This window comes from Flammeovirga yaeyamensis (assembly GCF_018736045.1).
Taxonomy (GTDB): Bacteria; Bacteroidota; Bacteroidia; order Cytophagales; family Flammeovirgaceae; genus Flammeovirga; species Flammeovirga yaeyamensis.
The window spans coordinates 2,887,803-2,911,066 of the sequence record NZ_CP076132.1; the positions used below are offsets into that span (position 1 = coordinate 2,887,803).

Below are 23,264 nucleotides of genomic sequence, written 5' to 3' on the forward strand. Positions count from 1 at the left end.
GTATAATTCAATGTATTTGCTTTAATTAACAATTGATAAACAAAACAATCTATTCGTTATAATTGCTACAATCTCTTCTACTAATGAGAAAAAGAAAGAATTACCCTGGCGAAGTACGTGTGTTAGGTACTAAGGACTATGGTTTAATTTTAGGAAGTTTGATGAGTTATCGAAATCAACTTTTACGAGAAAATGACCCTTTGAAAGAAGCTTTTATCATAAAAAAAATGGCAGAAAAGCTTCAAGAATTGGATTATAAACATGCCTCGGATTTAACCATATCTAAACTTGGTGAAAAACAGTTAAATGGTCTGTACTCTATTTCCTCTAGAAGAAAAGATGAAGTAGTTAATATTGCAAACCGTTATTGGAGAATGGGTAAGAAGAAACATGAAGCAGCAAAATTGAAAATAAAAAATTCAGAAATAAAGCTTAAAAGAAAAAATTCGAACAAAGCTATAACAAATGAAGTGTAATCTATCAACGGATAGTTTTACTTCAAAATAATATCACTACTATCATGCTTATAAAAATTCAGTTAAAGAACTCTCCTAATCAAGTAGTCGTTGACGATTTCGTTTACGAACACTTAAGCAACAATCCTTACTTAAAAAGTATAGATTTTATATACAATTTAAGAGAGCATTCTTCAGGTAGAGCTGTATTTCAAAAATCGTGGAAACAAACGAATGGCAAATACAAGACTGATACGATTTATCTCCACAAATATATTGCGGAGAATTTTTTAGAAAAAAGTGAAGAAAAGAACACAAATTTAATCAGAATCATTAATGGCAACCGATTAGATTGCAGGATAAAAAATTTAAAGTATGCGAATCGTTCTGAAATAAAAAGAAACACAAGATCTACAGTTAATAGAACAGGATATATAGGTGTATTAAAAGAAAAGAATCGATATAAAGCTGTGATTTACAAAGATCGCAAGCCAATATTTATAGGCTCATTTAAAACTGCTGAAGAAGCTGCTTTAGCCTATAACACAAAATCAATTGAACTATTTGGGAAAACTAGAAACCTAAATAAAATCAAAAATATTCCAACTGAGGAACAACAAGATTATTAAGGATTTTTCCCAATATATTCTAACTACTACTTACATGAGAAGCCTTAGTGCTTCTCTTTTTTTTAAGCAGTAAATCCAATTACCATAACATCGTCTACCTGATCCTCATCTCCTTTCCAAGCATCAAACTGTGTTGACAAAAATTTCTTTTGGTCCTTAACAGGTAATTGATAACAAGCTTCTAAGATTTTTCTGAAGTTAGGGCTTTTCAATTTTTTCCCTTTAGGTCCACCAAATTGATCAGCATAACCATCAGAATACAGGAAGAACATTTTTGAGTTATCGAATTCGAATGTATGTGTAGAAGAAGTAGAAAATGAATAAACACCTCCAACTCCTCTTTGATTACCTTTTACTATTTCATGTCCTTCATTTTCAACAATTGTCATACTCATTCCTGCACCAGAAAATTTGATTATATTTTGATAAGTATCAATTAAACAAATTCCTATTTCCATCCCATCCATATTACCCGATTTTTTTTGACTAAGCATACTCGATAATCGGGCATGTAGTTCCGCTAAAATATCCGCAGGTTCAAAAATTTTCTGAGAATCAACAATATATTCCAAAGCTGTTTCACCAACCATACTCATAAATCCTCCTGGAACGCCATGCCCCGTACAATCTGCAGCAATCAATATACCTTGATGTAGAGATACTTGTTTAAACCAATAAAAATCTCCTGAAACAATATCTCTTGGATTGAAATAAACATATGAATTTGGAATCAACTGTTTTACATTAGACCAATTTGGAAGAATAGCACTTTGAATTCCTTTCGCATAGTTAATAGAATCCATCATGTCTTGAGATTTCTCTTTTAGTAAAGAATTAATTCTCTGTATTTCTATAGATTGTAGTTCCAACTCTCCTTTTTGGTTTTGAAGCTTATGATTAACAACCTTCTTATTTTTATTCTCAATAAATAAGAAATAGACAAACAAGACTAAAATAATAATCAGTACGACTGCAGAAAATAGGATAATCGTCTGCCTTTGTAACATGATTTCGTTAATCTCTTTATCCTTTTTAAGAATTTCATTTTCCTTTACACGTTGTTCAACAAGGTACCTAACATTCATTTCGGCTAGTTTCATTCTTACTTCCTCACTAAATACCGAATCCTTGTAGATTTCAATTTTATCGTCATACTCTAAAGCTTTTTTGAATCTCCCTCTGAGTCTTTCTATATTTTTCAGTTCAATAAACGCATTTAACGCCATATGTTTAAGACCAGATTCTACTGAAATGTTTGCTGCTTTAGTACCAAAAAAGTTAGCCTTCTGATAATCTTGCTTCTCTCTATAAATCACCGCAATATCTGTAAGTGTACTTACCATATTATCGGCATCATGTAAGTTTTTTTCATTTAATAATAACGATGCTTGTAAATACTCTAAAGCTTTTTCGATTTGCCCCATTTCTAAATACACCTTCCCTATATCAGCATATGAAACTATCTGACCATAGTTATCATCCATTTCTTCCCTTTTTAATAAAGCTTCCTTAAAACAAAACACTGCTTTATTAAATAGTTCTGACCCTTGATATACACGTCCATAATTCGTATCAATGTAGGCTAGAATCCTTTTATCCTTTAAGATATTAGCAATTACTTCTGCTAATTCTAGATGAACTGTTGCTTCGTCAAAATTTTCTTGATAGATATTTACACTGGCTATATTTATATGTGCGTAGGCTTGATCTTCTTTAGAATCAATTTTTGTTGCTTTTTCTAAAGCCGTTAAAAATAACTGCATTGCTCTTTGGTATTCACCTTTATTTCTCAACGCGATACCTTGATAAGAAATACCTCTAATTTCCTCAAAAATCAAATTATTCCTTCTACTTAAATCTTCTGATATTTTGGCATAAAGAAAAGCATTGTCAGGTGAAATATTTCTATTTAACCATGATAATTGAAGAGCAGCGTTTATTCTCAAAGAATCTGAAATTTCTTGTTTTTCAAACACCCTCATTAAACTATCGAATTTGGGTACTTGATAAGAACTTTTAGGATTACTTAAAGCGTAGGATAATGTTGTTGTTATGAACAGTATAAAAAATATTAACCTCATGTACGGCGTTTAAAAATTGTTAGTCAAAAAAAGCTAGTCCAATATATGAACTAGCTTCTTTATTTCAATATGAAAAAGGAATTATCCTTTTCTTTCGATAGCTTTTTTGGCTGCTTTTACAATATCGTTAGCCGTCAAGCCATATTTTTCCATTAATTGAGCAGGTGTTCCACTTTCACCGAAAGTATCGTTTACTGCTACAAATTCTTGTGGAGCTAATAAGTTTCTAGTAAGAGTTGCAGAAACTGATTCGCCTAAACCACCAGCAATTTGATGTTCTTCAGCAGTAACAACACAACCTGTTTTCTTTACTGATGCAAGAATTGCTTCTTCATCAAGAGGTTTGATTGTGTGAATATTGATGATTTCTGCTGAAATACCTTCTGCTTCTAAAGCTTCTCCAGCTTGGATTGCTTCCCAAACTAAATGACCTGTTGCAACGATAGTAACATCTGTTCCTTCGTTCAACATCACCGCTTTACCAATTTCGAATTCGCCTTCAGGCATGAATACAGGAATTGACGGACGACCAAATCTTAAATATACAGGACCATCATGTTTTGCTGCTGCAATTGTTGCTGCTTTTGTCTGATTGTAATCACAAGTATTGATCACAGTCATATGAGGCAACATTTTCATCATCCCGATATCCTCAAGTACTTGGTGAGTAGCACCATCCTCTCCTAGTGTTAAACCAGAATGAGAAGCTGCAATTTTTACATTCTTCTTAGAATATGCAATTGACTGACGGATCTGATCGTATACTCTAGATGTAGAGAAGTTAGCAAAAGTACCTGTGAAAGGAATTTTACCACCTACTGTCATACCTGCAGCTACGTTGATCATGTTTGCCTCAGCGATACCCATTTGAAAGAATCTCTCTGGGAAATCGTTTTTAAATGCATCCATTTTAAGAGAACCTGTTAGGTCGGCACATAAAGCCACCACGTCCTCATTCATTTTTCCAAGTTCATGTAAACCCGCACCAAATCCTGAGCGAGTATCCTTTTTCTCTGTATAAGTGTACTTCTTCATTTGTGTATTTGAAGTAAATAATGATTCTTTCAAATAAATTCGGATACAAATCTAAGGTTTGTCTTGATGTTGACAAAATTATTTCAATAACAAAAGCGTATATTGTGAAAATGATGCAAAATGAAACATTCAGAACGCCAATTCAACCTCAAAAATTTGATAAAAAGATAAAATATGATTCTAAAATAGTTAGTATTGGCTCCTGCTTTTCTTCCAATATTGGAAAAATTTTAGAGGATTATCGGTTTAACATCTTATCCAATCCCTATGGAACTTTATATAATCCGATTAGCATTCATCAAAATATTGTTTCAGCAATTCGAGAAAGAGAAATAAATAACGATCATATTTTAGATGATGTCCCAACTGTTAAGAGTTTAGATTATCATTCAGATATAGAAGCTGACAATGTCAATGACTTAAAGACTTTAATAGATTCTCAAAACCTAAAAGTTAAAGAACAATTATCTGATGCTGAATTTCTATTTATCACATGGGGTTCTGCTTTTGTCTTTGAGTACAAAAAAACTAATAAAGTGGTTGGGAACTGTCATAAATTACCAGCCAAAGAGTTTCAACAAAAACTTTTATCTGCAGAGGAAATCGTAGCTTCTTTTGATGAACTAATGCAAGAGATAACATCAAAAACACAGGTTGTAATTACAGTTTCTCCTGTAAGGCACTTTAGAAATGGATTAATCGATAACAGTTTAAGTAAGGCCACTCTAAGGTATGCATCACATCTAATAGAAAGTAAATATGCAAATGTTACCTATTTTCCATCCTATGAAATTATGATTGATGAGCTAAGAGATTATCGGTTCTATAAAGATGATATGGTACATCCCTCTCATCAGGCTATACTTTATATATGGAATTATCTCAAAGAAACATTACTTGATGATTCTTCTTATAATACAATGGAACAATGGGATAAAATATTAAAAGGGTTAAATCATCGTCCTATTAATCCTGAATCAGAAGCACATCAAAAATTTTTGAAAAAGATGATCAAATGGTGTAAAGAGTTAAATAAAATTAATGTTGATGATGTTATTTTAAGAATTGAAGAACAAATTGTAAACCCAACATCACATTAAGAATCATTAGATACAGAAAAACGATTTAAACAATAAATAATTATGTTTTTGATTTAAGTTCAATCAAATTCACAACTCATACAAAATCTATACTTATATCCATTAAAATGAAACGATTTTTATCACTAATTACTTTATCTGTCTTGACTTGGACAAGTGTTTTTGCACAGTTCACTGAAGACAAACCTAAACTCGTTGTTGGAATTATCGTCGACCAAATGAAGTACGATTATATCTCTAGATATTGGGATAACTTTGGCGATGGTGGATTTAAAAAGTTAGTAAACGAAGGTTATTTTGCTAGAAATGGCCAATACAATTACGCTCCAACAGTTACTGGACCAGGTCATGCATCTGTTTATTCTGGTACTTCCCCTGCCTATCACTCGATCGTAAACAACCATTATTATGATAGAGAATTAGGAAAAAATATTTATTGTGTTGATGATGATAGATATGAAACTGTGGGTGCTGAAGGAAAAAATGGAAAAAAATCCCCTTATCGCTTAACTGTAACCAATTTATCTGATGAGTTAAAATGGGCGAGTAATCTTCGCTCAAAAGTATATACGGTATCGATTAAAGACCGTTCGGCTGTATTGCCTGCAGGTCACAAAGCGGATGGTGCATATTGGTTAGATGATAAAACAGGAAACTGGATCACTTCTTCGTTTTATATGGATGAACTTCCTAACTGGATCACTGAGATGAACTCTTCTAAAAAACGCCCTATCGATACATACATGAAAGGTGTTTGGGATCTATCTCTACCAGTAGAAAAATATTCGGCTTCTATGGAAGATAACAATCCTTATGAAAGTCTTTTACCAGGAAAAAAAACACCTACGTTCCCATACGAATTGAAAAAGATGTTGGCAGCAGATCGTGTTAGAGTAAAGTCTGGGAGAAAATATGATTTATTAAAATCTACTCCTTTTGGTAATACTGTAGTTACAGAAATGGCAATGCAGATTATAGATAATGAGAAAATGGGCGATGATAACTTTACTGATTTATTAGGCGTATCTTATTCATCAACTGACTATGCTGGACACGCATTTGGACCTCAGTCAATGGAAGTTGAAGATGTTTATATCAAATTAGATAAAGAAATCGAGCATTTGATCAATCACTTAGATCAAAAAGTAGGTAAAGGTCAATATGTTATTTTCTTGACAGCTGATCATGCTGGTGCACAAAATACCAACTACATGAGAGAAGAGTTCAATTTTGTTGCTGAGAATGTAAGCAGCAAAGATGACTCAAAAGTGATCAACGATTTCTTGGTAGAAAAGTATGGTGAAGGAAAATATGTGGTAAGCTATTACTCAGGAATGACTTATTTGAATAGACCTTTAATTAAAGAAAAAGGTTTAGATCTAGAGGAAGTTCAAAAATATGCTGCTGAAGCGATTATGACTATGCCTCAATATGCTGCTGCTGTGATGGGTAAAGATTTAGAAAGACAAGAATATACATTGGGTTATAAAGGATTAATTTACAATGGATTTAATCCAAGATTCTCTCCAGATGTGTATGGCGTATTGAGATCTCATTTCATGGATTACCAGAAAACAGGTACTTCTCATTTTTCTCCTTATAAATATGATACTCATGTTCCTATCATGTTCTATGGATGGAAAATTGAACCTGGATATACACATGCCCCTCACACTGTCACTGAAATTGCCCCAACGATTTGTTCATTCTTAAATATGAACTATCCTTCAGGTTGTTACAGTGACCCAATTCTTATTCCTTTGAAGAAATAATTTGAATTGAGTTAAATATAAAAAAGGTTATATCGAATTACTTTTTAAGAATTTGATATAACCTTTTATTATTTCTACTGATTAGTACTAACAGGTATAATTATCTACTAATTTTTTAAAGGAGGTAATTTGATTTTCAATCCATGCTTCGTCCTTTCCTAAAAGATCAGCCATAAATTCAGCTACTTTACTAGATGCTTCAAGACTTGCTTTTGCATCAAATAATAAACTTCTCGTTCTTCTTGAAAGGATATCATCTACTGTCCTTGCCAATTCATTTTCTACTCCCCACTTCACTTCAGCCCATCTGTAAGGTAAATCAGGGTGAATATATTTATTTAAAGATGGATCATTTTTTATCAGTAATTCTATTTTAGGCAAATCATTTCCGTAGACACTCCTAACATCTAATCTATCCACATCTTTTTTGTATCCATGCAATAGAACATCTTTTGTAATGCATTTCACTCCTATGTCTTCGTTCTTTCTTTCCATAAAATTGATTACATCCTCAGACATTTGTCTGTAAGTTGTCCATTTACCACCAACCACAGTAATAAGTCCAGATTGGCTTTTTACTATTTTATGCGAACGAGAGATTTTCTTTGTATCCTCATCAGTAGATTTCATTAAAGGTCTTAGCCCTGCAAAAACTGCTTTCACATCTTCCCTTTTTGGTTCCTTATGAAGATATTTTTTTGCTGTTTTTAAAATAAACTCAATTTCTTCTTCTAAAGCGACAGGTTCTATACTCACCTCCTCCATTGGAGTATCTGTTGTTCCTACTACGATTTTATCATACCATGGAACGGCAAACAAAACCCTTCCATCATCAGTTCTAGGAACCATAATAGAGGAACTTCCTTTCAAGAACTCTTTATCTAAAATTATATGTACTCCCTGAGAAGGTGATACGGATGGCAAAGCATCTTCATTATCCATTTTTAGAATAGTATCGACAAAAACACCTGTAGCGTTAATTACGTTTTTAGCATTTACCTGAATTGACTCCCCGGTTTCTTGATCTTCCACCTCAACACCTTTCAATATATTATCTTCTTTAAGAAGGCCCGTTACTTTGGTATAATTAATAACATCACCTTCAAAATCAATAATGGTTTGCATTAGAGTGATCGCTAGTCTTGCATCATCAAATTGTCCGTCGTAATAACGAACTCCACCTATAAGTCCTTCTTCGTTCAGATTGGGAATCATTTTAAGCGTTTCTTCCTTTGAGATCATCTCAGAAGGTCCTAAACCTAATTTACCCGCCATTACATCGTACACTTTGAGTCCGGTAGTATAAACAGGTGCATCCCACCAATCATATACAGGAACAATAAATTTCTGATCATGCACTAAATGAGGAGCATTTTCTTTCATTAAACCTCTTTCCCTCAAGGCTTCTTTTACCATGCTCACATCACCTTGTTTAAGGTACCTCACTCCTCCATGTGCTAGTTTTGTACTTCTGCTCGATGTACCTTTTGCAAAGTCATAGGCTTCTAATAGTAATGTTTTGTAGCCTCTCAATGTAGAATCAAGTGCTGTTCCTAGACCTGTCGCACCACCTCCTATAACAACAACATCATATTCGTTTGTAGTCTTTATCTTTTGTATTATCTCATTTCTTATCTTCATGTGTAATTAATTTAGTGGTATTGTTCTTTAATTTAGTAAGAATAGGTTAGTATGACATAATTTTTTTCTAATTTTAAAAACAAATTCTTTTCTATTTAGTAAAGTTATTATAAACTTTTTTTTAAAAAGACTCTTCGCTTTCTATTATTCATATGCATTATTTAAAGCTCATATTAACTCTGACGCTTCTATTGCCTAGCTTATTATTTGCTCAGACCAAGCAATATACTATAAGTGGATACATTAAAGATGGATCAACTGGCGAAACATTAATTGGAGCTTCCATTTATTCTCAAGAAACTAAACAAGGAGTTATAAGCAACCCATATGGTTTTTATTCCCTCACTTTACCTGAAGGAAAACATGATCTTGCTATCGCTTTTGTCGGCTTTCAAACATTCAAAAAAGAAATTGATCTAACCAAAAACATCAAACTCGATATTAACCTAAAAAGTAGTGATGTTGAACTAGATGAAGTGATTGTATCTGGTGAACGTGAAGATGCGAATGTATCTGAAGTTCAAATGAGTACAGTAAAGATGGAAATAGAAACCATCCTTAAATTACCTGCTCTTCTTGGTGAGGTAGATGTGATTAAATCAATACAATTATTGCCTGGTGTAAGTACCGTAGGTGAAGGTGCCACAGGCTTTAATGTAAGAGGTGGTGGTGTTGGTCAAAACCTCGTATTACTTGATGAAGCTCCCGTGTTTAACTCTTCCCACTTATTTGGTTTCTTTTCAGTTTTTAATCCAGACGCCGTTAAAGATGTAAAGCTTATCAAAGGTGGTATTCCTGCCCAATATGGTGGTAGACTATCTTCTATACTGGATGTTAGAATGAAAGAGGGAAACTCAAAACAACTGAAAGTACAAGGTGGTATTGGAGCTATTTTTAGTCGTTTAACAGTAGAAGCTCCTATTATAAAAGACAAGATGTCCTTCTTAATTGGTGGACGAAGATCATATATAGATATTTTGGCAGGTCCTTTTTTAGAAGACGATTTACAAGGTTCTAAATTTAATTTTTGGGATTTAACTGCTAAAGTCAATTACGACATTAACGACAATAACAAAATTTTCTTATCAGGATATTGGGGTCGTGATACTTTTGGTACAGCAAGTTTATTCTCTTCGAGCTGGGGTAATGTTACGGGAACTTTCAGATGGAACCACTTATTCAATGAAAAGCTATTCTCTAATCTAACAGCTTATATTTCGGACTATGATTATGCTTTAGGAGTAAATGATGTGCAAGACTCATTCAATTGGGATTCTAGAATAAAAACATATTCGGTGAAGCCTGAATTTACTTGGTATTTAGGATCAAAAAATACAATTACATTTGGTGGACAATCCATTATATATGATTTCGCTCCTGGAACAACAACTGCTGTAAGTAGTGGCCAAGAGTTACCTCCATTTTCACTTCAAAAGCAATATGGTTGGGAGAATGCCTTATACATAGGGAATGATCAAAAAATCTCTAAGAAAATCTCATTACAATATGGTTTAAGGTTTAGCTTATTTACCTACATGGGACCTGGTACAACTTACGAATATTCCCCTGCCGATCTTCCGAATGAAAGAAAAGAACCAATACCTGGATCTGAAAAGGAATACGGAGATTGGGAACCTATTGAAACCTATACGAATTTCGAACCACGATTTGCCATTAAATATCAGTTCAACGAAAAAAGTTCTGTGAAAGCTAGTTACAATAGAATGGCTCAATACATTCATTTGATATCAAATACTAGTGCAGCGTCTCCGCTAGATATTTGGTCACCTAGTACCAACAACATCCCTCCGCAAATTGGTGATCAATATGCATTGGGTTACTTCAGAAACTTCAAAGACAATATGATCGAATTTTCTGGAGAAGTTTATTATAAACCCATACAATTCCTATTGGACTATATAGATGGTGCTGACCTTCTTCTAAATCAAAATCTTGAAGGCGATCTTTTACCTTCTAAAGGCAGGGCGTATGGATTAGAACTTTATGTGAAGAAAAACAAAGGTAAATTAACAGGTTGGGTAAGTTATACTCTTGCTCGATCAGAACAAGCTACTGCAGGTGTAAATCAAGGAATTTATTATCCAACAAGATTTGACCAAACTCATAATTTAACTGTGAGCGGTTTTTATGAGATCAATAAACGATGGTCACTATCAGCTAATTTCAATTTTGTAACAGGCACACCTACAACATTCCCAACCAACCAAATACAAGTTCAAGGGTATAGTATTCCACATAATGTAGATGGTGTTAGAAATAATCAAAGAATTGGTTACTACCACAGATTAGATATATCAGCCACTTTAAATGGCAAGAAAAAGCCTGATCGACGTTGGGAACATTATTGGGTATTTGGTTTTTATAACACCTATGCCCGAAGAAATCCATATTCGGTTTATTTCCAACCTCAAGCAGATCGTGCTCCTCAAGGTGTTGCACCTCCTAATAATGCGATTAGACTTTCTGTAATTGGCTCTATTATTCCTTCTGTATCCTATAACTTCAAATGGTAATGAAAAACCTAATAAAATACACATCATTAATACTGATACTACTAACAAGTAGCTGCGAAGACATTATTAATGTAGATCTAGAAACTGGTCGCCCTCAAATAATTGTGGATGGATGGTTAAACAATAAGTTTGAAACTCAAAGAATCAGATTAATTTCTACCATAGGTTACTTTGATACTGAAACTCCACCAGCTGTAGAAAATGCTACTGTACGTGTTATTGATCAGGTCAATAATAAAACGTTGAACTTCACTTATGATAAAGACGGGTATTATACATGGACACCAACTACCTTGGAAGACACATTAATTGTAAGACAAAGACCAGGAGATTTTGATAGAGATGGTGATGGGTTATACGACAATTATTACAAGTTGGAGGTCTCTGTAAATTTTGACAATAAAGACTTGGCATTTGAATCATATACTTCTTTAGAAAGAGTACCTCCTATTGATTCCATCTTTTTTCAAACATCAAAAGGCAATACTGTAGAAGAAGATGAAATTTATGGAGAGTTATTCGCAAAAGATTTTGTTGGACCAGCAGATTGTTACTGGATTAAGACATGGAAAAACGGGAACCTCCTCAATAAATCATCAGAAATTCTTTTAGCATTTGATATAACTCCAGGCAGAAGTGACTTTGGTAATATATTAACCGAACCTACGGCTTTCATCCCTCCTGTTAGACTAGGAATTAATTTGAGTATTTCTGAAGATGAAGAAAACAGAGGTGAAAAAAATTATGAAGTCGGCGATAGCGTTTATTGTGAAATTCATTCTATGACAGAAAAAGCGTTCGATTTTATGAGTCGATCTAGGTCTGCTATGTCAAATGGAGGGCTTTTTGCTACTCCATTAGCTAACGTACCTACGAACATTATTGCAACTAACCAAGATGCAGAAGGAATGGTTATAGGAGTTTTTAATGGTTCTGCAATATCTTCGAAAGGTTATCGTATTAATACTAAACCCCCTTATGATAATAGACAACTCTAGGGGTATTATTAGACCATAGATTTTTTATTATGTCAATTCAACAGGAAGTTGAAAAATTTAACCCATCAAGGGATCGTGTAGAAGGATATTATTCTGAAAGTTATAAAAGAATTGACCGCAGTATGCAAGTTACTTTATTAAGTATGTTTGTATTGGCGTTAGGTTTATCTTTTGAAACTGGTAAGTGGATTATTGCTTTGGGTTTAGCAACAGCTAGTACAATCTCTTACTTTATACTTTTATATAATAGCAGCAGTTCTACCTCTCCGAGGTATATTCTTGCATTTACTTTTTATCTATTTCAGGTACAATATTTAGTTGTTTCTCCTAATATTCCTTTTGCTCAATTTGCTTTTTTTGGGGTAATGACATTGCTGACCATGTATCAGAGTTGGTCGGTACTTACACTCTATTTTATTCTAACAGTAATGACCTACATCTCATTAGTGCTTCTTGGTACTGATATGTGGTTAACCACTTTATTGTATGAAAGCTTAGAGAATAAATCTTATCATGGTTTTGTATCAATTCCTTTAATTACTTTCTTTTATTTTGGCACCTGTTTATACATTTCTGAGAACCTCAAAAAACAAGCTTACAGAAATGCTCGTTATGCTATCTTCTTAGAAGATCAAATGCATATTGAAGAAAATACTAAACTCGCTCAAGATATTGCTAATGGGAAACTGTACGAAAAGTACGATATCTTCGAAAACGATATACTAGGTAACTTATTGATCAGCATGAGAGATCAAGTTAGAGAGCAAAAAGAAAGTGTTGAAAAACAAGGTTGGATTGCCTCAGGTTTATCATCTATTAGTGAATTACTTTTATCTGTGAAAGATATCAAAAAGCTAAGTACCAAAACCTTAAGAGAGATAACAGAATATATGCAAGCTACTTTAGGTGCTTTTTACCTTTATGATAAAGAAAATGACAATTTAGTCGTGACTGCTTGCTATAGTCAACATAGAAGAAAAAAAATCGGCGATACTTATAACGTAGGTGAAGGACAAGTTGGAGAGGTTTATTTAAAAAACTCCCCTACTTTAATTCATGAGATACCTGAAGATTATGTCCCTATAAATTCGGGATTAGGGGAAGCAAAACCTAAAAACGTATTTATCGTTCCTTTATCAATTAAGAATGATGTAGTAGGTGTTATTGAAGTAGCATCTTTAAGAGAATTTTCATTTGAAGAAAAATCCCTTCTAACTGAGATTGCTCCTTCTATTGCCTTAACGATCAGAACAATTCAATCAACTTTAAAAACGAATGAGCTTTTTGAAGAAGCTCAGAAAACTAATGAAACTTTAGTTTCTAAGGAAGAGTCATTAAAAGAGAATATGTTCTTGCTTCAGGAAGCCAAGAATCAGATGGAAGTAAAGCAGCAGCAATTAGAAAATCAAGAGGAAGAAAGTCTATTGTTCTTTGAACGTGCTTTAGATGCCATGATTGCCTTTGATAATGAGGGTAATATTTTAAGATTAAACCCTGCTGCTTCTCATATCTTCCAAATTGGAATTATTACTGAGGATAAGAATATTACAGAAATATTAGGTAAGAATTTTGAAAGAGCATTAAATAACAGAAAGACCATGAAGCTTAAACGTGCTTCTGGAGATGTCTTTACAGCTTTAGTATTTATCACGGAAATCACCTTAAATGATGACGTGAGAAGAATTGCCTATATACAAGATATATCTGATCAAGATAAAAAAGAAAAAGAATTAAGAATTCTACTAGATAGGGCCCAATTAAGAAACGAACAACTATCTTTACAGGAGAAAACGATGAAAGAAAGTTTAATGCTTAATATCAACATTCAAGAAAAATTAAATAGTGCTAATAAACAAATTAGTGATTTGGAAGTTGAGATAGGTAAACTTCATCAAAAATTACGTGAAAACAACTAATGAACACTACGACTTTGAACAGAATTAGCAGTGACGAATTTAAAGCTGCAATGAGAAAATTGACAGCCTCTGTGACCTTGGTCACAACAAACGGAGCTAATGGAAAAGATGGTTTAACGGCTACTGCTGTAACTTCACTTTCAGACACCCCTCCTAGCTTGATAGTATGTGTCAATAAAAGTAGCTCTGCCCATCAGAAAATTATAGACAATAAAGTGTTTAATGTTCATATTCTTAGTGAAGAACAAGAACAACTTTCAAACTGTTTTGCTGGTTTTACTGGAAAACATGGAGAAGATAAATTTGCGGAAGGCAATTGGCAGATAGATGAATCGTCTATTAAATTAGAGGGGGCATTAGTAAATATGGAATGTGAATTATCCGAATACCATGACGGGTTCACTCATCATATTTTTATTGGTGAAATCAGAAAAGTTGAAATTGGTCAGTCGACAAAACCATTACTTTATGGCGAAGGGAAATATACTTCCACAAAATAGTCGATTTCTGTTTTAATATTACATTATATAATAAGTCTTTTGAAAAGTGTATCAAGCTTTTTTAAAGGCTTTTCCTTTTAAAAAAATTGCAATATTGAACAAAACGATTTAGTGAGTCATTCTACTTGTGGATCAAAAATTATAATTATATGAAAAATCCAATTTTGGCTCATTTACTGATATAAATAAAGTGATAATTCACCCATTTGCATTGTATTTATATGACTAGAAGACTACAATTTATCATCTTATTGCACTTAAACAAGATACGATTTATGTCATTTAGTTAAAATTTAAAGGCCAAATGCTTGATTTTAAGATTCATTATTATTTTATTTAAGTATTGGAACTATTTTTAACCTTAAATAGAATGTTTATTTAGTAATATTGTACATGAAATAAATTTTAAAATTACAATAGAAAATTGCACAATTCGTATATTTTCTGGTAAAAATCAAGCCCAATTACTTTGACAGGATACAATATTTCTCCCATTAATTTAGAATGACTATGATTGAAGAGTACAACAAAATTATTGAGTCTTTAAACATCAAATTCATTAGATCAAATAGTCTAAACGTAATTCGATCTGTAAAAGTCTCAAACTTTTATGACGTCCAAAACACCGTCATACAAGTAAAATCTGGCGTAGTTCAGATAAGCGAAACTGAAATTGCTAGAAAAGGCGAGCTTGTTTTCATACCTGGTGGTAAATCTGTTGAGATTGCATTTGGCGATCAAGACACAACTGAAGTAACTAATGAGAGTTTCATTAACGATAGAGATTCTTATTTAAGAAAAGTTACTGATGATGTTTCTTTGCACGACGTACAAACCAGCTTTACCTCTGTTACATTCGATGCCAAAGCATTTGATTCTGTAAACTTCTTCAATTCTTTAGATATACCTCCTTTTATCTTGCCGGAACAACCTATCGTAAACGAAGCGATTAATAAGATTTACAAAGAATCTTTGGGTGAAAAGCCCGGGAAAGATAGAATTGCAACTAACTTGACTGAATATGCAGTAATCGAAGTATTCAGACATGTACTAGAGAAAAAATTATTTGTTGAGCAAATCGCTACCAACAGTAATTATTTTAAAGATCCACGTCTAATCGATATCTTCAACTTCATCAAAGACAATTTATCTAGCGATCTCTCTAACAAGATTTTAGCAAATGTTGCCAATGTATCAGAAGACTATGTTGGACAATATTTCAAGATGCTAACAGGTATCAATCCACAAGATTATATTGAATATCAAAGAATGGAAAAAGCGGTAGAGTTACTTAGAACTTCACGAAAAAGTATTCGTGCTATCGGTTCTGAAGTCGGTTATAAAGACACTGCTTATTTCTGTCGTCGTTTTAAGATGATGTTTGGTATTCCAGCAGGAAAAATGAGAAGACGTGATTCTTTGATGAACGTTTAATTATAAAAAAACTTTCGAAATCAGGTGGAGGCTCAATTTGAGCCTCTTTTTTTTACTAAACATTTTTCTCCTTTGTTAGTTTTTGTTCATGAATTTAAGGTAAACAAATTCACAATATGCCTCCTAAATTCAATTTTATCTTTATTTTTGCCACAATAAACTTTCTAATCAAAAAATTATGCATAAGCACTGGTATTGTAATAATATAAACGCATACAAACGCAGGAAAACAGTAGAAGTGAATATTGGAGGAATTCCAATGGGTGGAGATAATCCTATCAGAGTCCAATCGATGACCACTGTAGATACTATGGATACCGAAGGTTCTATAGAAGAAGTGATAAGAATGGTAGACTCAGGATGTGAGTATGTAAGAATTACAGCACCTAGCATTAAAGAGGCTCAAAACCTAAAAGCAATAAAAGATGGTTTAAAAGAAAGAGGGTATGACGTTCCATTAGTTGCGGATATCCACTTCACTCCTAACGCTGCCGAAGTTGCTGCTAAACTCATCGAAAAAGTTAGAATCAACCCCGGTAACTATGCCGATAAAAAGAAATTTGATTTTATCGAATATGATGATAAAGCTTATAATGCCGAATTAGAAAGAATTAGAGAAAAATTTGTTCCATTAGTCGAAATCTGTAAAGAACATGGTACTGCTATGCGAATAGGTACAAACCATGGATCATTATCAGATAGAATTTTAAGTAGATATGGTGACACTCCACTAGGAATGGTGGAATCAGCACTTGAATTCTTAAGAATTTGTGATGACATGGACTATCATAATATCGTTCTTTCTATGAAAGCAAGTAATACACAAGTGATGGTGCAAGCCTACCGATTACTTGTTCAAAAAATGGAAGAAGAAGGATTAAAGCCCTATCCGCTTCACTTAGGAGTTACTGAAGCCGGTGACGGAGAAGATGGCAGAGTAAAATCGGCTGTAGGTATTGGTACTTTATTAGAAGATGGTTTAGGTGATACTGTTCGTGTTTCTTTAACAGAGGCTCCGGAAGCAGAAGCACCTGTTGCTGCCGCTTTGATCAATCGTTACAATCAAAGAGCTGAAGAAGCGGAAGAGATTTCTACTTCTATAGATATTTCTCCAAAAAATCCTTTCCAATATGAAAGAAGAAAAACAGTAGAAGTTGATACGTTTGGCGATCACAATGTACCAAGAGTAATTGCAGATTTTTCTAATGTAAAAAATATTGAAATGGCCGATTTAAAATCTATCGGACATCATTATCTGCCTGCTACTGACAAATGGGGAATGTCTGATCATGGAGCAGACTTTATTTATACAGGAAGTCAACCTTTACCTTTTATGTCGCCAAACGGCATGAAAAACATTGTTGATGCCTCGTCTTGGAATGAAGATATCAATATCAATCCACTTTTTGATGTAGAAGAATTTAAATCTGCTTCTAAAAAGCATGTATCATTAAACTTCATCAAAGGTGATATTCACTCAATTAATGATACTTTTATCAACTCATTAAAAGGAGACTCAACAGTTGTACTTTGGATAAAATCAGATAATGCTCATGCTATGCCTGAACTAAGAGCTATTTTATTCAAATTATATAAATCAGGCATTAAAACTCCTGTAATTATCGAACGAACTTATCAAAATGTAACTTCAGATGAATTACAATTATATAGCTCAACGGATATTGGAGGACTTTTAATTGATGGTCTCGGTGATGGCGTTTTCCTAAAACCTCTTCAAGGTGCATCAAAAGAAGAATTATTGGAAAATATCTCGACAAGTAACCGTTTAGCTTTTGGTATTCTTCAAGCAGCAAGAACGAGAATGACCAAAACAGAATACATCTCCTGCCCTTCTTGTGGACGAACATTATTCGATTTACAAGAAACAACAGCCATGATCAGAAAAAGAACTGATCACCTTAAAGGTTTAAAAATTGGTATTATGGGTTGTATCGTCAACGGTCCTGGAGAAATGGCCGATGCTGATTATGGCTATGTTGGCTCTGGAAAAGGAAAGATTACCTTATACAGAGGTCAGGATGTCGTAAAAAGATCGGTGCCTTCTGAAAATGCTGTAGATGAACTAATAAAAATTATTGACGGTGATGGTAATTGGTTTGAGCCAGAAACTTCAGAAGCCTAAAAATATTGAAGCCTGCATAATTTAAATGCAGGCTTTTTTCTTCTCTAAACTTTCTATTTGATAATTTCCCGATTTTGTTAATGCTATTTACCCTCTTTAACAAGGCAATATCAAATAATCTTTTAGATCTAAAAATATATTCCTACCTTTGCATGCTGATTTGCACGTACTAGCTCTGCATATCAACATTAAATGATTTCCACGTACTAGCTCTGGCATCATTTAAAAACATAAATAATTAATAATTAATCTCTTACGTAACGGCACTAGCGTAAGAGCGTAAAAAGTGCTCATATTTATTATGTCAGAACAATCACAAGACTTCAACTGGGAAGAGTTTGAGAACTCTCAATCAGCATTCGGCGACGGTTATACAGCAGCTGAAAAAGAAGAAATGTTGAAAATGTACGAAGGTACATTGAACCAACTGAACGAGCAAGAGGTAGTTAAAGCTACAGTAGTTTCTATCACTGATCGTGACGTAGTTTTGAACATTGGTTTCAAATCTGATGGATTGGTTCCTTCAAACGAATTCCGTGACACTCCAGACCTAAAAGTAGGTGACGAAGTTGAGGTATTTGTTGAGCAACAAGAAGACAATCACGGTCAACTTGTTCTTTCTAGAAGAAAAGCTAAAATCGTTCGTGCTTGGGAGAATATCCAAAATGCATTGGATAACGATGAAGTTATCGAAGGTGTTATCAAGCGTAGAACTAAAGGTGGTCTTATCACTGATATCTTTGGAATCGAGGCATTCTTGCCAGGTTCTCAAATTGATGTGAAGCCTATCCGTGACTTCGACGTATTCGTAGGTAAGAAGATGGAATTGAAAGTGGTTAAAATCAACCACGCAAATGATAACGTTGTTGTTTCTCATAAGATCCTTATCGAGAAGGATTTGGAAGAGCAAAAGCAACGCATCTTGAACAACCTAGAAAGAGGTCAAATCTTGGAAGGTGTGATCAAAAACATGACAAACTTCGGTGTATTCATCGACTTGGGTGGTGTAGATGGTCTTCTTCACATTACAGACATCTCTTGGGGTCGTATTTCTCATCCAGAGGAAGTATTGCAGCTTGACCAAAAAGTTAACGTTGTTGTACTTGACTTTGATGATGACAAGAAACGTATCTCATTAGGTATGAAACAACTTACTTCTCATCCATGGGATTCTCTTGGTGAAGATGTTGAAGTTGGAGCTAAAGTTAAAGGTAAAATCGTTAACGTTGCTGACTACGGTGCGTTCTTAGAAATCATGCCTGGTGTTGAAGGTTTGATTCACGTATCTGAAATGTCATGGTCACAGCACTTACGTAACCCTCAAGACTTCATCAAAGTTGGTGACGAGATCGAGGCTGTAGTGTTAACTATCGACAGAGAAGAGCGTAAGATGTCACTTGGTATCAAGCAATTGACTGAGGATCCTTGGACTAAGCAAGACTTGTTAGACAAGTACGCAGTAAGCACTAAGCACACTGGTGTTGTTCGTAACTTGACTAACTTCGGTTTATTCTTAGAATTAGAAGAAGGTATTGACGGTCTAGTACACGTTTCTGATCTTTCTTGGACTAAGAAAATCAAGCACCCATCTGAGTTCATCAAACAAGGCGAGAAACTTGACGTTATCGTTCTTGAGATCAACCCAGAAGAGCGTCGTCTTGCTTTAGGTCATAAGCAACTTGAAGAAAACCCTTGGGAACACTTCGAAACTGTATTTACTCCTGATTCAGATCACAAAGGTACAATTATCTCTAAATCTGATAAAGGTGCAGTAATCGAGCTTCCTTACGGAATCGAAGGTTTTGCTATGGCTAAAAACTTGAAGAAAGAAGATGGTTCTGCTCCTGAAACTGGTGAGTCATTAGACTTCAGAGTTTTAGAATTCTCTAAAGAGGATAAGAGAATCTTACTTTCTCACTTGCACACTCACACTGAAGTAGCTGCTGCTCCTAAAAAATCAGCTGCGAAAAAAGGTGGTAAAGCGCAAGCGGCTTCAAACGAAGATGCAACTACTTCATTAGGTGATTTAGATGCATTGGCTAATTTGAAACAACAACTTAAAGACAACAAATAATCGAAAGATTAAGTCTTAAAGTTTAAGCTATAAGGTGCGCCCTCCTATTCATTTAGGAGGGCGTTTTTTGTATTATAGAATTTAATGTTTTTAACATTACTAATTTAACACCATCAAGTTCTTTAAAAACATTATAAAACAAAATATTATTTTACATTATCTTATAATAACTAACAATATTTTAAGAATTCAACTTTAATCTACATTAAATTATAAGTGAATATTAACTCATTATTAAGGTTTCATGTATTTAATTTTATTAACATCATGTTTGTGCCTGATTTTCAACTACTTACAATTTTAACTATATTAAGAATAAACTAAACTATTTTAAGATATTTTTCATTCCATTAGCTTTGCACCCATAAATGAAATAATTCATTGTAATCAATCTTATCTAACATTTGACTTTTCTTATGAAAAAGTTTTATTATTTACTTCTATCGATGTTGATTTCTTTCTCAACATTTGGTCAAGAGGTGTCGACTCTTATTAAGGGTACTGTCATTGATAATGACAACAAAGAACCAGTAATTGGTGCTTCAGTAATTATTGAAGGAACTACAACAGGTTCAATCACAAATTATAATGGTGAATTCTCTATCAGAACTTCTAAGTCAGGACCTCAAACTATTGTAGTGTCTTTCGTAGGTTACACAACTATCGAAGAAGAAGTTGTTTTAAAAGGTGGAGAAGCAAACTTAGGTGAACTTACTCTAACTTCAGACGCTATTGGTTTAGCAGAAGTTGAAGTAATCGCATCTGTTGCCATTGACAGAAAAACTCCCGTAGCGGTTTCTACTATTGCTCCAGAAGCAATTGAAAATAAATTGGGAACTAAAGAATTCCCAGAGATCTTAAAATCAACTCCTGGTGTTTATGCTACTAAGCAAGGTGGTGGTTTTGGTGACTCAAGAATCAACCTTCGTGGTTTCTCTTCTGCAAACATTGCAGTAATGATTAACGGTGTACCTGTTAACGACATGGAGAATGGTACTGTATATTGGTCAAACTGGGCTGGTTTATCTGATGTTACAAGATCGATGCAAGTTCAAAGAGGTTTAGGTGCTTCTAAAGTAGCTGTGCCTTCAGTTGGTGGTACTATTAACATCCTTACTAAAACTACTGATGCACAAAAAGGCGGTAACGTTTACTATGGTATTGGTAACGATGGTAGAGAGAAAATGGCATTGACATTATCTACTGGTAAAATGGATAACGGTTATGCCGTAACTTTCTCTGGTTCTAGAACTACAGGTCAAGGATTTGTAGATGCTACTTCATTCGAAGGTTACTCTTACTTCTTGAACGTATCTAAAGAGATCAACAAAAACCATATGTTGTCATTTACAGCATTTGGAGCTCCACAGACTCACGGCCAAAGAAATGGTTATAACATGGGTATCGAAGATTACCAAAGATATGGTGGTATCCGTTACAACTCTGATTGGGGTTACTTAGATGGTCAAGAGTATAACTTGTTTACAAACTCTTACCACAAACCTCAAATTTCATTAAACCACTACTGGACTATTAATGATAAATCTAACTTATCTACTTCAGTTTATGTATCTGTTGGACAAGGTGGCGGTACTGGTTTCTTAGGTACTTCTAAAGATACAGATGCTTACAGAAGATCTGATGGTCTTATTGATTTCGAAAAAATCAGAGACGAAAACATTGCTTTAGCTGAGCAAGGTTTAGGATCAGAAACTATTTTGAGATCATCTAATAACAACCATACTTGGGTTGGTGCATTATCAGTTTATGATAACAAAATTACAGATTACCTTACTTTCATGGGTGGTCTAGACCTTCGTTACTATAAAGGTGAACACTACAGACAAGTAGAAGACTTATTAGGTGGTGAGTATTTCTTAAGTAATGTTGATGTAAACAATCCTGGTCAAAAAGCGGTAGTTGGTGATAAAGTTGGATACAACAACGATGGAGAAGTGTACTGGTTAGGTACTTTTGGTCAGTTAGAATATTCTAAAGACAACTTATCTGCTTTCGTTTCAGCTGCTGTTTCAAATACTACTTACTACAGATTAGATTATTTCCAATACACAGACGGTAATCAATTATCTGATGCTTACGATTTCTTAGGTTACTCTGCAAAAGCTGGTGTTAACTACAACATCACAGAGAATCACAATGTTTTTGCTAACACTGGTTATATCTCAAGAGCTCCTTTCTTCCGTTCTGTATTCCCTAATCACACAAATAATGGTAACAAGAATGCAGAAAATGAGAAAATCATTTCATTCGAGTTAGGTTATGGTTATAGATCAGCAAGATTCAATGCTAACGTTAACGTTTACCATACTCAATGGAAAGATAGATCATTTACTAAAACAGTAAACCAAGATTTCACTGCTAACCTTTTAGGTGTAAATGCAACTCACCAAGGTGTTGAATTAGATGCTAGATATAACGTTACTCCAAAATTAACATTAACTGGTATGTTATCAATTGGTGATTGGAGATGGGATAACGATTTAACAAACGTTCCTGTATTCGATCAAAACAACCAAGTTGTTGATGAAGTAAACATCTATATCGCAGACCTAAAAGTAGGTAACTCAGCGCAAACTACAGCAGCATTAGGTTTGAACTACGAATTAATGAAAGGTCTTAAATTAGGTGCTGACTACAACTTCTTCGGTCAAAACTATGCAGACTTCGACCCTACTCGTCGTGACAATCCAGAAGACAGAAGTGAAGCTTGGAGAATGAAAGACTTCAGCGTTGTTGATGTAAATGTTCGTTACAACTTCAAGTTAGGTAAATTAAGTACAACTGTTTACGGTAACGTAGATAACATCTTCAACGAAACATATATTACAGATGCTCAGGACGGTGCTGATCATACAGCAGCTACTGCAACAAGAATCTACTACGGTTTAGGTAGAACTTGGAGCATGGGTATGAAACTTAACTTCTAATCAT

15 protein-coding genes are annotated in these 23,264 nt (G+C 34.0%); 12 read left to right on the forward strand and 3 right to left on the reverse strand.

Annotation, left to right across the window (positions count from 1 at the left end; all coding sequences use genetic code 11):
* Positions 1–83 precede the first annotated feature (83 nt).
* Entirely contained in the window at positions 84–476 is a 393-nt protein-coding gene (locus KMW28_RS11380) for a hypothetical protein (RefSeq protein WP_169663315.1), read from the forward strand.
* 44 nt (positions 477–520) lie between these two features.
* A complete protein-coding gene (locus KMW28_RS11385) occupies positions 521–1,084 on the forward strand; it encodes an AP2/ERF family transcription factor (RefSeq protein ID WP_169663314.1) in 564 nt (187 codons plus the stop codon).
* A gap of 62 nt (positions 1,085–1,146) precedes the next feature.
* Here KMW28_RS11385 and KMW28_RS11390 read toward each other — a convergent pair whose 3' ends face one another.
* Complete coding sequence (locus KMW28_RS11390) at positions 1,147–3,165, reverse strand: tetratricopeptide repeat protein (RefSeq protein WP_084005774.1); 2,019 nt, start codon at positions 3,163–3,165, stop codon at positions 1,147–1,149.
* Between the two features lie 81 nt (positions 3,166–3,246).
* On the reverse strand, positions 3,247–4,200 hold the full coding sequence (locus KMW28_RS11395; protein ID WP_066207086.1) for a transketolase family protein: 954 nt from the start codon (positions 4,198–4,200) through the stop codon (positions 3,247–3,249).
* A 20-nt stretch (positions 4,201–4,220) separates the two neighbouring features.
* Between KMW28_RS11395 and KMW28_RS11400 the strand changes: the two genes are divergently transcribed.
* Positions 4,221–5,300: a GSCFA domain-containing protein gene (locus tag KMW28_RS11400; RefSeq protein ID WP_169663313.1), complete on the forward strand. Its 1,080-nt coding sequence runs from the start codon at positions 4,221–4,223 to the stop codon at positions 5,298–5,300.
* Between the two features lie 107 nt (positions 5,301–5,407).
* A complete protein-coding gene (pafA, locus tag KMW28_RS11405) occupies positions 5,408–7,072 on the forward strand; it encodes an alkaline phosphatase PafA (RefSeq protein WP_169663312.1) in 1,665 nt (554 codons plus the stop codon).
* Between the two features lie 87 nt (positions 7,073–7,159).
* On the opposite strand, the gene KMW28_RS11410 is transcribed toward pafA, so the two are convergent.
* A complete protein-coding gene (locus KMW28_RS11410) occupies positions 7,160–8,713 on the reverse strand; it encodes a glycerol-3-phosphate dehydrogenase/oxidase (RefSeq protein WP_169663311.1) in 1,554 nt (517 codons plus the stop codon).
* 191 nt (positions 8,714–8,904) lie between these two features.
* On the opposite strand from KMW28_RS11410, the gene KMW28_RS11415 reads away from it, so the two are divergent.
* From KMW28_RS11415 to KMW28_RS11450, 8 genes are all read left to right on the forward strand, one after another.
* Complete coding sequence (locus KMW28_RS11415) at positions 8,905–11,247, forward strand: TonB-dependent receptor (RefSeq protein ID WP_317171218.1); 2,343 nt, start codon at positions 8,905–8,907, stop codon at positions 11,245–11,247.
* Entirely contained in the window at positions 11,247–12,245 is a 999-nt protein-coding gene (locus KMW28_RS11420; protein WP_169663309.1) for a DUF4249 family protein, read from the forward strand. Before KMW28_RS11415 ends, KMW28_RS11420 begins: the two co-directional genes overlap by 1 nt.
* A 29-nt stretch (positions 12,246–12,274) precedes the next feature.
* Complete coding sequence (locus KMW28_RS11425; RefSeq protein WP_169663308.1) at positions 12,275–14,161, forward strand: GAF domain-containing protein; 1,887 nt, start codon at positions 12,275–12,277, stop codon at positions 14,159–14,161.
* The gene (locus KMW28_RS11430; RefSeq protein ID WP_169663307.1) at positions 14,161–14,661 is read left to right on the forward strand and encodes a flavin reductase family protein; all 501 of its coding nucleotides are present in this window, start codon (positions 14,161–14,163) and stop codon (positions 14,659–14,661) included. Before KMW28_RS11425 ends, KMW28_RS11430 begins: the two co-directional genes overlap by 1 nt.
* Positions 14,662–15,174: 513 nt before the next feature.
* Positions 15,175–16,095: an AraC family transcriptional regulator gene (locus tag KMW28_RS11435; protein WP_066213043.1), complete on the forward strand. Its 921-nt coding sequence runs from the start codon at positions 15,175–15,177 to the stop codon at positions 16,093–16,095.
* A 178-nt stretch (positions 16,096–16,273) separates the two neighbouring features.
* On the forward strand, positions 16,274–18,238 hold the full coding sequence (ispG, locus tag KMW28_RS11440; RefSeq protein ID WP_169663306.1) for a (E)-4-hydroxy-3-methylbut-2-enyl-diphosphate synthase: 1,965 nt from the start codon (positions 16,274–16,276) through the stop codon (positions 18,236–18,238).
* Positions 18,239–18,539: 301 nt separating this feature from the next.
* Complete coding sequence (rpsA, locus tag KMW28_RS11445) at positions 18,540–20,312, forward strand: 30S ribosomal protein S1 (RefSeq protein ID WP_066207065.1); 1,773 nt, start codon at positions 18,540–18,542, stop codon at positions 20,310–20,312.
* Positions 20,313–20,728: 416 nt separating this feature from the next.
* The gene (locus KMW28_RS11450; protein ID WP_169663305.1) at positions 20,729–23,260 is read left to right on the forward strand and encodes a TonB-dependent receptor; all 2,532 of its coding nucleotides are present in this window, start codon (positions 20,729–20,731) and stop codon (positions 23,258–23,260) included.
* Positions 23,261–23,264: the final 4 nt, after the last annotated feature.